The organism is Actinomyces procaprae, assembly GCF_004798665.1.
Lineage (GTDB): Bacteria > Actinomycetota > Actinomycetes > Actinomycetales > Actinomycetaceae > Actinomyces > Actinomyces procaprae.
This window is the reverse complement of sequence record NZ_CP039292.1, coordinates 1,443,425-1,456,640: the sequence shown is the minus strand read 5'-3', so window position 1 is coordinate 1,456,640 and position 13,216 is coordinate 1,443,425. Positions and strand designations below refer to the sequence as shown.

Annotated in this window: 10 protein-coding genes and 1 tRNA gene; 5 read left to right on the top strand and 6 right to left on the bottom strand. The window is 70.9% G+C overall.

The window, feature by feature from the left end:
* Positions 1-247 precede the first annotated feature (247 nt).
* The 3 genes from E4J16_RS05750 (at position 248) to E4J16_RS05740 (ending at position 2,720) form a co-directional block, all read left to right on the top strand.
* Positions 248-1,360, top strand: a complete 1,113-nt coding sequence (locus tag E4J16_RS05750) for a YeeE/YedE family protein (RefSeq protein ID WP_136313492.1) — start codon at positions 248-250, stop codon at positions 1,358-1,360.
* A 51-nt stretch (positions 1,361-1,411) separates the two neighbouring features.
* Positions 1,412-1,633, top strand: a complete 222-nt coding sequence (locus tag E4J16_RS05745; RefSeq protein ID WP_136193907.1) for a sulfurtransferase TusA family protein — start codon at positions 1,412-1,414, stop codon at positions 1,631-1,633.
* Positions 1,634-1,742: 109 nt separating this feature from the next.
* On the top strand, positions 1,743-2,720 hold the full coding sequence (locus E4J16_RS05740; RefSeq protein WP_136313491.1) for an aldo/keto reductase: 978 nt from the start codon (positions 1,743-1,745) through the stop codon (positions 2,718-2,720).
* Positions 2,721-2,729: 9 nt separating this feature from the next.
* On the opposite strand, the gene E4J16_RS05735 is transcribed toward E4J16_RS05740, so the two are convergent.
* The 5 genes from E4J16_RS05735 to E4J16_RS05715 form a co-directional block, all read right to left on the bottom strand.
* Positions 2,730-3,065: a DNA primase gene (locus E4J16_RS05735; protein ID WP_136313490.1), complete on the bottom strand. Its 336-nt coding sequence runs from the start codon at positions 3,063-3,065 to the stop codon at positions 2,730-2,732.
* A gap of 18 nt (positions 3,066-3,083) precedes the next feature.
* The gene (locus tag E4J16_RS15965) at positions 3,084-5,192 is read right to left on the bottom strand and encodes a M3 family metallopeptidase (RefSeq protein ID WP_136313489.1); all 2,109 of its coding nucleotides are present in this window, start codon (positions 5,190-5,192) and stop codon (positions 3,084-3,086) included.
* A 63-nt stretch (positions 5,193-5,255) separates the two neighbouring features.
* Complete coding sequence (locus E4J16_RS05725) at positions 5,256-6,407, bottom strand: bifunctional GNAT family N-acetyltransferase/nucleoside triphosphate pyrophosphohydrolase family protein (protein WP_136193903.1); 1,152 nt, start codon at positions 6,405-6,407, stop codon at positions 5,256-5,258.
* Positions 6,408-6,574: 167 nt separating this feature from the next.
* Positions 6,575-6,662: transfer RNA gene (locus E4J16_RS05720), tRNA-Leu, on the bottom strand.
* A 128-nt stretch (positions 6,663-6,790) separates the two neighbouring features.
* Entirely contained in the window at positions 6,791-7,669 is an 879-nt protein-coding gene (locus tag E4J16_RS05715) for a D-hexose-6-phosphate mutarotase (RefSeq protein WP_136313488.1), read from the bottom strand.
* A 57-nt stretch (positions 7,670-7,726) separates the two neighbouring features.
* Between E4J16_RS05715 and E4J16_RS05710 the strand changes: the two genes are divergently transcribed.
* Both E4J16_RS05710 and E4J16_RS05705 read left to right on the top strand, forming a co-directional pair.
* Complete coding sequence (locus tag E4J16_RS05710; RefSeq protein ID WP_136193901.1) at positions 7,727-8,431, top strand: HAD hydrolase-like protein; 705 nt, start codon at positions 7,727-7,729, stop codon at positions 8,429-8,431.
* Position 8,432: 1 nt separating this feature from the next.
* Positions 8,433-9,860: an AI-2E family transporter gene (locus E4J16_RS05705; protein WP_136193900.1), complete on the top strand. Its 1,428-nt coding sequence runs from the start codon at positions 8,433-8,435 to the stop codon at positions 9,858-9,860.
* Positions 9,861-9,875: 15 nt separating this feature from the next.
* Here the strand turns inward: E4J16_RS05705 and E4J16_RS05700 are convergent, their stop codons facing one another.
* The gene (locus E4J16_RS05700) at positions 9,876-13,199 is read right to left on the bottom strand and encodes an error-prone DNA polymerase (RefSeq protein ID WP_136193899.1); all 3,324 of its coding nucleotides are present in this window, start codon (positions 13,197-13,199) and stop codon (positions 9,876-9,878) included.
* Positions 13,200-13,216 lie beyond the last annotated feature (17 nt).

The window sequence follows — 13,216 nt, the reverse complement described above, 5'->3', positions numbered from 1 at the left end:
GTTGCTGCATGCTCGACCTGGCCAGGGCTCAGTGAGGCAGCACTCGAATACGCATACCCTGCTTCTTCCCCCGGCCCGCCGACGCCGCGGCACGCGCCGGTAGGCACCCCTGGTCAGGCCTCAGCCCCTTTCCCCACAGTCGCGGGAGGGTTACGCCTGTGGCCGACGGCGCATTACGCCGAAGCAGTCGCCCCACCTGCGTCCTTTACCACCAGACCGTCCTCGGCGGTCGGACCAAGGACTTCCAATGATTCTCACCGGACTAATCGTCGGCGGCCTCCTCGGACTCGTCCTCCAACGCGGCCGCTTCTGCATCACCGGCGCCTTCCGAGACCTGTGGGTCTCCGGATCCTGGCGGTGGATGACCGCCTTCCTGCTGGCCATCGCCGTCCAGGCCGTCGGCGTCACCCTGTTAACGGCTACCGGCGCCATCACCCCGGAGGTGCCCACACTGTCGGTCGTGGCGACCGCGGTCGGCTCGCTACTGTTCGGCGTCGGCATTGTGCTGGCCGGGGGCTGCGCCACGGGCACCTATTACCGGGCCGGGGAGGGCCTGGTGGGTTCCTGGTTCGCGCTCATCGCCTACGCCGGGACGGCTGCGGCCTCGAAGACCGGAGTGCTAGCCCCGGTGACCACCTGGGTCAAGGGCCTGTGGACCACGCAGTTGACCACGATTCCCGCCACCTTCGGGCTGCCCGACTGGGTCGGCGTGCTCGCACTGGCGGCAGCAGTCGCCCTCCTGGTGCGGTGGCAGCTGCGGCTTGCCGCGGACCGGCCCGCCGTCCTGCAGCTGGCTCCCCAGCGCACGGGCCTGAACCACCTGCTGTTCGAACGCGCTTGGAACCCGCTGGTGACGGGCGTGCTCGTCGGGCTGGTGGCGGTCATCGCCTGGCCGACTTCGTGGGCCAGCGGCCGCCACGACGGGCTGGGAATCACCACGCCGTCGTCGAACCTGGTCGGGTGGCTGGTGACGGGGGACGGCAGCCGACTCGACTGGGGCGTGCCGCTGGTGCTCGGCATCCTCATCGGCTCCCATCTCAGCGCCCGCGCGTCGGGTGAGTTCCGCGTCCGCGTCCCCTCCGCCACCGTGATTCGCCGTTCGATCGGCGGCGGGCTGCTCATGGGTGTGGGCGCGGCCTGGGCCGGCGGCTGCTCCATCGGCAACGCCCTGGTGCAGACCTCCCTGCTGTCCTGGCAGGGCTGGACGGCGCTCGTCTTCCAGGTGCTGGGCGTGGGCGCCGCCGCGTACGTCACCCTTATCCGCCCCCGTAATCAGCGGCGTGCCGCGCGCGCGGCAGCATCCGCCGCCTCCGAGCGCCTGGGTGAGTCCGAGGCGACAGGCGCGCTCGTGAGCCGCTGACCGCTCACCCCGTCACCCCATCCTCAATTCACTCATCGAAAGGACCCAGTTATGCGCACCGTTTTGGAGACCGAGGGCCTCGTCTGCCCCTTCCCCGTGATGGAGGCTGAGGAGGCGATGGCTGATCTGGAGACCGGCGACGAGCTCGTCATCGCCTTCGACTGCACCCAGGGCACCCAGTCGCTGCCCGCCTGGGCGGCGGACAACGGCTACACCGTCACCGAGTTCACCAAGACCGGTGAGGCCTCCTGGGCCATCACTGTCCGCAAGTAGACGAATGGCGCCCCGCCGCCCGCCCCCGATTGGCAATCCGGGGCGGGCGGCGGGGCGCGCCGTCGGCGGCCTGCCCGGTATGGCGCCGACGACGCCATACGGTTGGGCCATGGAACACAGGCGGCTCGGGCGCACCGGATTGCGCGTATCGGCGGTCGGACTCGGCACCATGACCTGGGGGCGGGACACCGATGAGCTTGAGGCGAAGGACCAGTTGGAGATCTTCCTCGACGCCGGCGGAACCCTGCTGGACACGGCCGCCTCCTACTGCGAGGGCGCCTCGGAGGAGGTGATCGGCGGCCTGCTGGCCGGGGCGGTGGATCGGCGCGACGTGGTGCTGGTTTCCAAGGCGGGTGTGCGCACCTGGCGCACCGGCGCCCGCTCGACGGCGGCCGATGCCTCTCGGGGCACCCTGCTGGACACGCTGGATGACTCGCTGGCGCGCCTGGGCACGGACCACCTGGATCTATGGCTGGTGCAGGTCCCCGATGCGACCACTCCGCTGGAGGAGACCGCCGACGCGCTACGAATCGCCGTCGCCAGCGGCCGCACCCGCTATGTGGGGGTATCGAACCACCCCGCCTGGGCGAGCGTGCACCTGGCGGACCTGCTGCGTGAGGCTGGCGGGCCGGGCCTGGCCGCGGTGGAGGTGGAGCACTCGCTCCTGTCACGCGGCATCGAGCGGGAACTGTTGCCGGCGGCGACGGGACTCGGCTTCGGCGTGATCGGCTACGCCCCGCTCGGGCGCGGAGTACTCACTGGCAAGTACCGGGCCACCACTCCCCCGGATTCGCGCGGCGCCTCCCCGCACCTGCGCGCCTACGTGGCGCCCTACCTGGGCGAGCGGTTCCAGGGCATTGTGGAGGCCGTGGCCACGGCAGCCGTTGGCCTGGACCGCAAGCCCGTAGAGGTGGCCCTGGCGTGGGCTCGGGACGCCGCCGGGATGGCCTCAACCATCGTGGGGGCACGCACCCCCGGGCAGTTGCGCGGAGCCCTGGCCGCCGAGGACCTGGACCTGCCGGCGCAGATCCGCCATGCCCTGGATGAGGTGACCGCCCCGGAGGTCGGCTACCCCGAGCGCTTCTGACCGGGGCGCTCAGGCCTCGTAGTCGTCGTCGACCTCCCGGTCGTCGTAGTCGTCGTAGTCGTCCGCGTCCATGTCCTCATCGTCTACGTCATCATCGTCGTAGTCGTCCGCGTCCTCATCGTCCTCCGCCTCATCGTCATCCTCGTCGGAGTCGAAGGTGTCGAAGGGGAGCTCGATGCCGTAGGCGGTGAACAGGGCGTCGTCGTATGTGAAGAAGGCGTCCTGGAGGGCGTCCTCCGCCGCAACCACGGCCGGGGATGCCTCGTCACCCGTTGCGGCGGCGTCCAGGTGCGCCTCGAAGGCGGCGATGAGTCGGTTGAGCGCGGACCGCGGGTCGTTCGTCATGTGGGCAAGGATACCGGCTCAACCGTGGGGCGCGTCTACCGGCGAGGCCACGATCCAGTTCAGCCCCCGGCGTTGAAGCAGCGGGGCGATCTCCGGGTCGCGGCCGCGGTAGGCGCGGTAGGAGACGAGCGGGTCGCGGGAGTCCCCACGGGAGAGGAACTCACGGCGGAAGCGCTCCCCGGCCCGGCGATTCAGGCCCAGGTCGCCGCCGCGGCCGCCCTCGCCGTCGGTGCGGAACCATTCGGTGGTGTCGGCGTCCATAACCTCGCTCCAGATGTAGGCGTAGTAGGCGGCCGCATAGCCGCCGCCGAAGACATGGGCGAAGTAGGTGGTGCGGTAGCGGGGCGGGACCAGGGCATCGTCAATGCCGGCGTCGGCCAGGGCGGCATGCTCGAAGGCCTCGACCGCGGTCACGTCGTCGGGCACCTCCTGCGGCTCCAGGGTGTGCCACGCCTGGTCGAGCAGGGCCGCCCCCAAGTACTCGGTGGTGGCGTAGCCCTGGCCGAAGGCGCCCTGGCTGCGCAGCTGCTCGGCGAGGGACTGCGGCAGGGGCGCGCCGGTGTCCACGTGGCGGGCGTAGGAGGCGATGACCTGCGGGTGCAGTGCCCACTTCTCGTTGACCTGGGAGGGGAACTCGACGACGTCGCGGGGCACGTTGGTGCCCGACGCGCTGGGCCAGCGGGTATCGGCGAACAGGCCGTGCAGGGCGTGGCCGAACTCGTGGAAGGCGGTGATCACGTTGTCCCAGCTCATCAGCGTGGGCCCGGTTTCGGGCTTGGTCAGGTTCAGGCAGTTGATGACCACCGGCCTGCGCCCGGTCAGGTGGCTCTGCTCCACCAGGGAGTCCATCCAGGCGCCGCCGTGCTTGCCCTCGCGGGCGTAGTAGTCGCCGACGAACAGTCCCAGCAGGGGTGCATCGTCACCCTCGCCATCGCGCACCTCCCAGACGCGCACATCCGGGGCGTACATGTGGGCGGCCAGGTCGGGACGCTCGTGGAAGCTGATGCCGTACAGGCGGCTCGCAGCGTAGAAGACGCCCCGTTCGACGACGTTGTCCAGCTCCAGGTAGGGGGCGAGGGTGGCGTCGTCGACGCCGAAGCGTTCCTTGCGCTCGGCCTCCTCGTAGCGGGGCCAGTCGGCGGGGCCGAAGCTCTCCCCGGGTCGGGTGGCCGGGTCGGCGGCCATGCGGGCGGCGTAGGTTTCCGCGTCGCGGCGGGCGTTGGCCATGGCCGGGGGCACCAGGCGGGCGAGCAGCTCGTTGACGGCCTGGCTGGTGCGGGCGGCCGACTCGGCGGCGACGACCGCGGCGTGGTGGGGGTAGCCGAGCAGGCGGGCGCGCTCGGCCCGCAGCCCGGCCTCCTCCAGCACGAGGGCCCGAGTGTCATGTTCGCCGGACAGTGCACGGCCCAGTGACCGGTTCAGCAGGGCGACGCGCTCGGCGTGGGCGGCGGTGGTGGCCAGCGCGGGAGTGGCGGTGAAGTTGGCGACGCCGGCGGCGTGCATGGCCTTGGTGGTGAGCGTGGCGAAGCGGGTGGACAGGGCCGTCAGGCGGGCGTTGATGGCGCGCAGCCGGTCCGCGTTCGGGCCGGTCAGGGCGACGCCGTCGCGTTCGAACTCCTCTACGGCCAGGCGGATGTAGCGGGCGGTCTCGGCGTCGATCGCCTGACCGTCGGCGTCCACCGGGGTCCGGGCGGGCGTGGCCTGGGCGGCGGCACGCACCTGTTCGTCGAGGGTCTTGAAGCGCCGGTAGATGCGCGCATCCAGGCTGTAGGCGTCTTCGTGGGCGGCCAGGTCGGGGGCGAGGGCCTCCTCCAGCGCGTCCAGCTCGGGGCTGTCGGTAGCCGAGGTCAGCGCGTACAGCACGGTCAGGGCGCGGGACAGCAGTTCGCCGCTGCGTTCGACGGCGGCGACCGTGTTCTCCACGGTCGGCGCGGCGGGGTTGGTGGCAATCGCCTCCCACTGGGCACGCTGAGCCGCCATACCGGCCCGTACCGCCGGCTCGATGTCCGCCGGCGAGACGGCGCCGAAATCGGGCAGTTCCAGGTCGAGTTCCCAGGGGCGGGCGAAGGGGTTGGTTTCGGGGAGTGCGTCCGCCACAGCGGGATCGGCCTGAGTCATGGGAGTCATCCTGCCACGCGCTCCGGCCCATCCCAGGGAGCACCGGACGACGGCGGCTGCGTCCCGGGGCTCTTAGAGGCCGAGCACGCCGGGAACGTCCGGCGGGAAGAAGCCGGGCCCCTTGAGGACCTTGCCGTCCTCCCGGTAGATGGGCCGACCATCCGCCCCGAGCTTGGACATGTTGGAGCGTTGCACCTCGGCCAGTACCGCGGCCAGGTCGATGCCGGTCTCCAGCGCCATGCCGTAGATGACGTAGACCAAATCGGCCAGGGCGTCGGCGGCCTCCACCGTGTCGCGGGTACCGTCGTCGGCCGCAACGGCCCGCCTATAGGCGGCCTCGACCTCGCCGCGGGCCGCCTGCCCGTAGACGGCGCCGGTCAGCTCGGCGAACTCCTCGGCGATCAGGCTCATGCGCATGTGCAGGCTCTCACGGTCCAGGCTGGGCCCGTCGGTCTGGATCGGCAGGCCGTAGGTGGAGTGGAAGCGGCGCACCAGCGCCTCGGGGTCGTCGCCCTCGCGCTCACCGACCGGGTCGGCGGCCACCAGTGGGGTGGCGGCGCCGTGCGTGTGCGAGGAGCCGGCCACCTGCCCGCCGACCGTGACGGGACCGTCCCAGGGAGCGGCGGGGCGGCGGGGATCATCGGGCAGGAGCGTGCCCACCCAGCCGTCGTGCAGGACGCCGTCGTTGGCGAGGAAGGAGCGCACCCGCCCCTCGCGGCGGAAGCCCAGTCCCCAGGCGACCCGCCAGGACGCCCAGTTGGGCACGCCGTCGTGAATGTCGCAGCGCCACCGCAGAACAGCGGCATGCACCTGACCCTCCGGGTCGAAGGCGACGTCGATGAGACCTCGCGCAGCCCGGGAGACCGTGCCCCGACCACGGGCCTCGGGGGCCAGCCAGTAACCGATCTCCCAGGCGCCGTCGGCCTGACCGGAAATGCCCATCATGCCGACCAGAGTGGCGGTGCCGTCGGCGCCGACCTCGCGCACGGCCCAATTCAGGTCGTTGCCGGCCTCCCAGCCGGCACTCACGGTGCGGTCGATGAAGTCCTGCGCGTGCGCGCGGGTGTAACCGCGCGGCACGGTGGTCCACTCCTGGATGTCGGGATCCTGGCATACCTCCGCGATGCGGTCGATGTCTGCCTCCGCCGGGGCGGACAGCAGGAGCTCGGGCAGGTTGGCGCCGTCACGGGTCTCGGCGGGAACGCGGATCTCGAAGGGCTGCATGACTCAACCCTACCGGCGCAGCGCCGGCCGGCTCAGGCGAGCAGGACTACGCGCGCCAGCCAGGAGACGACCGTCAGCCCCGTTCCAGGACGCGGGCGGAGGTGAAGCGCGTGATCGGCCAAGACGACTTAGGGCCGCGACCTGATGGCCGCGGCCCCTACTGCGGGTGTCCGAGGGGGGACTTGAACCCCCACGCCCTTTTAATCAGGCACTAGCACCTCAAGCTAGCGCGTCTACCTATTCCGCCACTCGGACTCGTCGCCAGCACCGCCGGGCACAGCCCGGCACCGCTGACGCAGGAAAGTTAACACGTTCCGGGCCAGGCCGGGCAAATCCACCCCGGGTGCCATACGTCACAGCGCTCCCGGCGGCGCGTACAGCCCTCATAGCGGGGCGACGGCGATCCTGGTGCCCAGTGACACCGACTCCCCAGGACCGAGGCGCACGGCATTGCCCCCGACGACGGCGCTCTCCACGCACAGCATGGAGGCGAACTCGTCATCGTCCAGGTCCGTCATCGAGGCGGCGCCCGCGCTCCAGGGATTCCACACCACGGTGTTCCGGGCACGCACGCCGGTGACGGTGATGCGGCGCCCGTAGGCCGGATCGGTGACGGTGACCGGCGCGCCGGAGTCGAATACGCGGTCCGTCGGCGCGGTGATGCGCAGCGGGCCGTGCTGTATCCGCCCGCTCATGCCGGTCACCTTGTCCAGGTAGGCGGCGCCGTCCAGGCCCGTGACCTCCACGGCCGTCACATCGCCGACCGCCAGATAGCTGTGCAGGGCGACCTCCACCGGCTCATCCGCATATGCGTCCGCGGCACCGGTACGGCGCAGTGAGACAGTCAGTGACAGCTCCTCCCCCACACCCACCGAGTACAAGGCGGCGATGCCGTCGCGCTCGAGTGCGAGCAGAGCCTGCACGCCCCCGTCCGCGCGCGACTCCACGCTACGCAGCTGCCAGGTGGAGATGCGGCCCCAACCGTGTGCGGGGCGCCGCGCACCACTCACACCCGCGCCGAACCAGGGCAGGCACAGCGGCACGCCACCGCGGATCGCGGCGGCCCCGTCGAAGACCGCCCGGCGCGAGGTGAAGATGACGGGCCGGCCACCGCGAGGCGTCCACGCGGTCAGGTGCGCCCCGTGCAGGTAGATCTCGGCGCTGCCCGCAGGCGCGTCAATGAGTAGTCTCGGCTGGCCGCCCCGGCCCGGGGTGACGGCCGCGGTTCGCGGCAGGCGGGGGCGTGTGGTGTCTGCGTTCATGTGTTCCACGCTAGTAGGCTGAACCACGTCCGTGAGTGAGAGCGAGCAAGAGAAGACATGCAAGTCACTGCCGGAGCCGGCCCTCGTAGCCGTCCGCTCCCACCCGCATACGCACCATCCGTCGTCCTGCTGGACCTGGACGGCACCCTCGTAGACTCCGCACCCGCTATCCTCGCGGCGCTTGCGGCCGCGTTCAGCGAGCTCGGGCTGCCGGCACAAGCGCCCACCGAGCTGATGCGCTTCGTGGGCCCCCCACTGGTTGACGGGTTCCGGCTGTACGCGGGCCTGACCGGCGCGGCCAACGCCGAGGCGGTGGCCACCTACCGGCGCCACTACCGCAGGACCATGCTCGACTCTCCCCTCTACGACGGCGTGGCGGAGCTGGTGCGCGCCCTGCACGCCCGCGGGGTGCCGCTGGCACTGGCGACCTCCAAGCACGAGGGCTACGCGCGCGAGATTCTGGCGCACGCCGACCTGCTCGACTACTTCACCGTGGTCAGCGGTGCCCGTGCCGGGGACGTCGGAGGCAGGAAGGCGCAGGTCATCGACTCGGCGCTCCGGCGCCTCGGCGCGGCCGGCGCCGACCTGAGCCGGCCGATCCACGTCGGCGACCTCCACCATGACGTCGAGGGGGCTGCGGAAATGGGCATTGACTGCGTTGGGGTGCTTTGGGGCTACGGCGATCAGGAGGCGCTGCGGGGTGCCGTCGCCCAAGCCGCCACCCCGGCTGAGCTGGGCGTACTACTCGGAGTGGAGGACTGATATGGCAGACATGACCGCTTCACCAGAGGACGGGGGCAGGACCCCGACGCCGGGCACGGAACCGGGCCCGGAGGCGGACGGGCACAGCCCCGAGCAGTCCCGGGGAGGGCGCCTGGAGCCTGCGGGGCGGGAGGGGACGGCGTCGGACTCGGCGCTGCGGCACTTCACCTCCCGTCTGCGTGAGGGGCGCGACGTGCTGGGCCGCACGATCGATCGGGCTGAGCGCGCCCGACTCGATGCCCGTGAGCAGCAGCTGCGCTACGAGGACACTCACACGGCAGCCCCTCAGAACGCGGAGAGCCGTGACGCCGCCTCCGCACCCCGTGCGGTGCTCAGTTCCCTGCCCTCGTGGCTGGTGCGGGGAGGCCTGTCGGCCTGGCTGCTGCTGGGTCTGATCATCGTCATCGGCCTGGTCTTCTTCGCCACCTCACGAGTGATTCCGGTGTTCGTCGGGGTGTTCATGGCCCTGGTGCTCACCTCGATCCTGCAGCCGCTGGTGAACCTGTTCGCCCGGGTCATGCCACGGTACCCGGCGACCTTCCTCGCGCTGCTCACCGCCCTCGCCTTCGTGGTGGGACTGGTGACCTATGTGGTCACCTCGGTCACGAATCAGTGGAACACCCTGGCCTCACAGTTCTCCGACGGCGTCGACACGATCGTGGACTTCATCGTCAACGGCCCGCTGCCGCTGGATCTGACTCAGCAGGAGCTCATGGGGCAGCTACAGCGGCTGCTCGAGCAGGGACAGCACTACTTGATGAACAACGCACCTACTCTGGCAACCGAGGTGCTGTCCAACGCGGGCACGGTGGTGAACATCTTCGCCGTGCTGGCCCTGGCGGTGTTCTCAACCATATTCTTCCTGGCCTCCGGTGGACGCATGTGGCGGTGGTTCCTGAACGAGCTGCCGGCCGGCATGCGCGAGGACGTCCACCACGCCGCCGGCGCCGGCTGGTACACCTTCGCGGGTTATGCCCGCGGCACCGTGATCGTGGCGCTGACCGACGGGATCATGTGCGGGGTCTTCCTCCAGATCGTGAGCGTGCCCCTGGCCGCACCCTTGGCGGTGCTGGTCTTCATCGGCGCCTTCATCCCGATCATCGGCGCACCGACGGCGATGATCATCGCCATGGTGGTGGCGCTGGCCTCGAAGGGATTCATCACCATGATCGTCGTGGGCCTGGGCGTGGCCGGCATCGGCCAGATCGAGGGGCATATCTTGCAGCCGCTGATCATGGGGCGGCAGGTGTCGCTGCACCCGGTGGTGGTCATCATCGCCGTCGCGGTGGGCACCTACTCGGCGGGCCTGCTCGGCGCGATTGTGGCCGTTCCGCTGGTGAGCGTGGCCTGGTCCGTGTACTCCGAGCTGCACACCAAGGACGCCCCTGTTGTAGGTGAGCTTCCTTCCTATTCCGGTGACAAGGGCTAGAGGGGTACGAACCGTTCAGCACCAGTCGCGGCTGCCCGGTGAAGTGACGTCTGGCAGCGCCTCCAGGCGCTCGGCCACCAGCGCGGTCACGCCGTCGCCGGATTCGACCATTCCCCGCACCACGAGCGCCGCCGCCCGGCGTCCGACCTCGAGGTGGCGCCGCCACATGCCGACGGGGCAGATCACGTTGAGCAGACCGGTCTCGTCCTCAAGGTTGAGGAAGATCGTGCCGGCCGCGGTACTCGGGCGCTGCCGGTGGGTGACGAGCCCGGCAACCCGCACCCGACGCTCCGGCTCATGGCCCAGGACCTCGGCCACGGTGAGTACACCGGCGGCGGTGAGCCGCTCGCGTTGAAAGGCGATGGGTGAGCTCTGAGTGGAGACCCCGGTCAGTCGCAGGTCGGCGTCCTGGCGCTCCCGGTCGGTCATGGCGGGCAGCTGTGGGGCGTGGGCGCCGACGGCGGTGCCGGGAAGCGGCGGCTGGTACCAGGCGGGCCGACCGTGAGCACTACGGCCGGGGCGGTGAGGCCGCCCGTACTCCTGCGCCAGGGCGCCTGCGGCCCAAAGGGCCTCACGGCGGTCGACGCCGAGTGAGGCCAGGGCCCCGGACGCGGCGAGTGCTTCAAGACGAGACCGGCTCAGGCGTACGCGGCGGGCGAGGTCGGCGATGTCGCGGTAGGGGCCGTGGGCGCTGCGTTCGGCGACTATGGCTGCAGCGGCCTCGCCCAGTCCCCTGATGGGAGCCAGCCCCAGGCGGACGGCGAGCTCGGGGTGTACGTCCAGGGGGCTGAGCGCATTGGGGCTTGGGCGCATGTCGGCGGGCACGGCGTCGTCCCGGGGCTCAACATGGGCCTGCTCCCGGGAGAAGTTGACGTCTGCGGGCAGCACGCGCACTCCGTGGCGGCGCGCATCGGCTACCAGGGTCTGCGGGGACCAGAAGCCCATGGGCTGGGCCGCGAGGATGCCGGCGTAGAAGTCCTCGGGTTTGCGGGCCTTGAGCCAGGCGGAGGCGTACACCAGGTAGGCGAAGGAGAAGGCGTGTGACTCGGGGAAGCCGAAGTCGGCGAAGGCGCGGAGCTTGTCAAAGATGGTCTCTGCGGTCGGGGCGTCAATACCCCGCTCCTCCATTCCCTGCACCAGCCGCTCATGCAGTGCCTCCATGCGCTCGACGGAGCGCTTGGCACCCATCGCCTGCCGTAGGGCGTCGGCCTCGGCCGGGGTGAAGCCGGCCGCATCGACGGCGATCTGCATGAGCTGTTCCTGAAACAGCGGGATTCCCAGGGTCTTGGACAGGGCGGGCTTGAGGGAGTCGTGCAAGTAGGTGACCTCCTCACGGCCCAGACGACGCCGGATGTAGGGATTGACGGCGTCTCCCTGGATGGGGCCGGGACGGATGAGGGCGACCTCTACGACGATGTCGTAGAACTTGCGCGGACGCAGCCGGGGCAGGGTGGCCATCTGGGCGCGGGACTCGACCTGGAAGACGCCGACGGTGTCGGCGGCACTGAGCAGCCGGTAGACGGCCGGGTCCTCCTCGGGCAGGGTGTGCAGGTCCCAGGGGCGGCCCGTCTGCGCGGGGCGCAGGACTCCACCGGGGGCGAGGTCGGGCACGGTCTCACCGCGCTCGGCAAGACTGGTGAAGGCCAGGCGCAGCGCGGTCAGTTCTCCCAGTCCCAGCAGGTCGAACTTGACCAGGCCCGCGGCGGCACAGTCGTCCTTGTCCCACTGTAGGACGGTGCGTCCCTCCATGGCGGACCAGCGCACGGGGCACACCTCGGTGACGGGGCGGTCGGCGAGCACCATGCCGCCGGAGTGGATGCCCAGGTGCCGGGGTAGGCGCAGCAGGTGCTCGGCGACGTCGAGGACCTGCTCGGGAGGCCCGTCCGTGGCGGTGTCCTCGGCGCGGACGCTTCTCCAGTGGTAGGACATCCGGGCCGCCCAGGCATCTTGCAGCCCGGCGGGGTGGCCGAGTGCCCGGGCGGCATCACGGACCGCGGAGCGGGGCCGGTAGGAGATGACGTTGGCAACCTGGGCGGCGTAGTCGCGCCCGTAGTGGGCGTAGACGTGCTGGATCACCTCCTCGCGGCGGCAGGCCTCGATGTCGAGGTCGATGTCCGGGTAGCCGGTCCGGCCCGGGGAGAGGAAGCGTTCGAAGAGCATGCGGTGACGGACGGCGTCCACCGCTGTGATGCCCAGGGCGTAGCAGACGGCGGAGTTGGCGGCGCTGCCCCGCCCCTGGCAGAGGATGCCGGCACTTTCACAGAAGTCGACGATGGCGCGGACGATGAGGAAGTATCCGGGAAAGCCCATTGACTCGATTACATCCAGCTCGTGCGCGAGGACCCTCCAGGCCTCGGGATCCTCCGCCTCGGTTCCGTAGCGCCTCAGGGCGCCGCGACGGGTGAGTTCGCGCAGCCAGGTGGCGGGCGTGTGGCCCTCAGGGACTTCCGGGTCGGGCAGGCCCGGGGCTACGAGGGCGAGGTCGAAGGCGAGGTCCTGGGCGATCTCGGCGGCGGCGTCGACGGCGTCGGGGGCCCGGCGATGCAGGCGGGCCATGTCCTGCGGGCCGCGCAGCCAGCGTCCAAGCGCGGGGAGGTGCCCGCGGGCGCCCTCAAGATCGGTGCGCAAACGCGTGGCGGTCAGGACATCTGCGAGGCGGGAGTCGCCCGGACGAGCGCAGCGCACGGCACCGGTGGCGACGAGCGGGAGCCGATACTGTTCGGCCAGCCCGGTCAGGACGGTAGTGAGTGCGGCGTCGGTGGGGCCCGCGTTAAGTGAGATCTCGACGGCTATCGCATCGTGGCCGAAGTGGTCGACAAGGCGTCCGAGGGCGGCGTCGGCAGCCTTGATGTCCCAGGCGTCTGGGCGCCGTTGGTCACCGAGGGCACGACGGAGGGGCCCGTTAGCGGTGCCGGTTAGTACCAGGCAGGTGGAGGCGCCGGTTCCCGCGCCCGCATCCGTATCCGCCCGTAGGGCGACGGCGAGCTCGGGCAGCCGGTGGGCCGGATCCGCCCTTTTGCCGGCAGCCAGGTTATGGCGGGAGATGGCGGCGCACAGGCGGTGGTAGCCCAGCGGCCCCCGGGCGAGAATCGGCAGGTGGGCGCCGTCGTCCAGGGTGAGCTCGGCACCATGGACTGTGGCGAGTCCATGAGCGCGACCCGCCTGAGCGTGCCGGACGATTCCGGGCATGCCGTCATGATCGGTCAGGGCTATCGCCTCAAGGCCGAGCTCGGCGGCGGCGACGACGAGGTCCTCGGGCTCGTTGGCGCCGTCGAGGAAGGAGTAGGCGGAGTGGGCGTGGAGCTCGGCGTAGTGGTGAATGCCGGTGTCGCGACTCATGGAAGTGGTCCTCAACG

Bases quoted from the DNA above. Each gene is read 5' to 3' on its own strand.
- E4J16_RS05750 (WP_136313492.1), top strand. From the start codon at position 248: ATGATTCTCACCGGACTAATCGTCGGCGGCCTCCTCGGACTCGTCCTC.
- E4J16_RS05745 (WP_136193907.1), top strand. From the start codon at position 1,412: ATGCGCACCGTTTTGGAGACCGAGGGCCTCGTCTGCCCCTTCCCCGTG.
- E4J16_RS05740 (WP_136313491.1), top strand. From the start codon at position 1,743: ATGGAACACAGGCGGCTCGGGCGCACCGGATTGCGCGTATCGGCGGTC.
- E4J16_RS05735 (WP_136313490.1), bottom strand. From the start codon at position 3,065: ATGACGAACGACCCGCGGTCCGCGCTCAACCGACTCATCGCCGCCTTC.
- E4J16_RS15965 (WP_136313489.1), bottom strand. From the start codon at position 5,192: ATGACTCCCATGACTCAGGCCGATCCCGCTGTGGCGGACGCACTCCCC.
- E4J16_RS05725 (WP_136193903.1), bottom strand. From the start codon at position 6,407: ATGCAGCCCTTCGAGATCCGCGTTCCCGCCGAGACCCGTGACGGCGCC.
- E4J16_RS05715 (WP_136313488.1), bottom strand. From the start codon at position 7,669: ATGAACGCAGACACCACACGCCCCCGCCTGCCGCGAACCGCGGCCGTC.
- E4J16_RS05710 (WP_136193901.1), top strand. From the start codon at position 7,727: ATGCAAGTCACTGCCGGAGCCGGCCCTCGTAGCCGTCCGCTCCCACCC.
- E4J16_RS05705 (WP_136193900.1), top strand. From the start codon at position 8,433: ATGGCAGACATGACCGCTTCACCAGAGGACGGGGGCAGGACCCCGACG.
- E4J16_RS05700 (WP_136193899.1), bottom strand. From the start codon at position 13,199: ATGAGTCGCGACACCGGCATTCACCACTACGCCGAGCTCCACGCCCAC.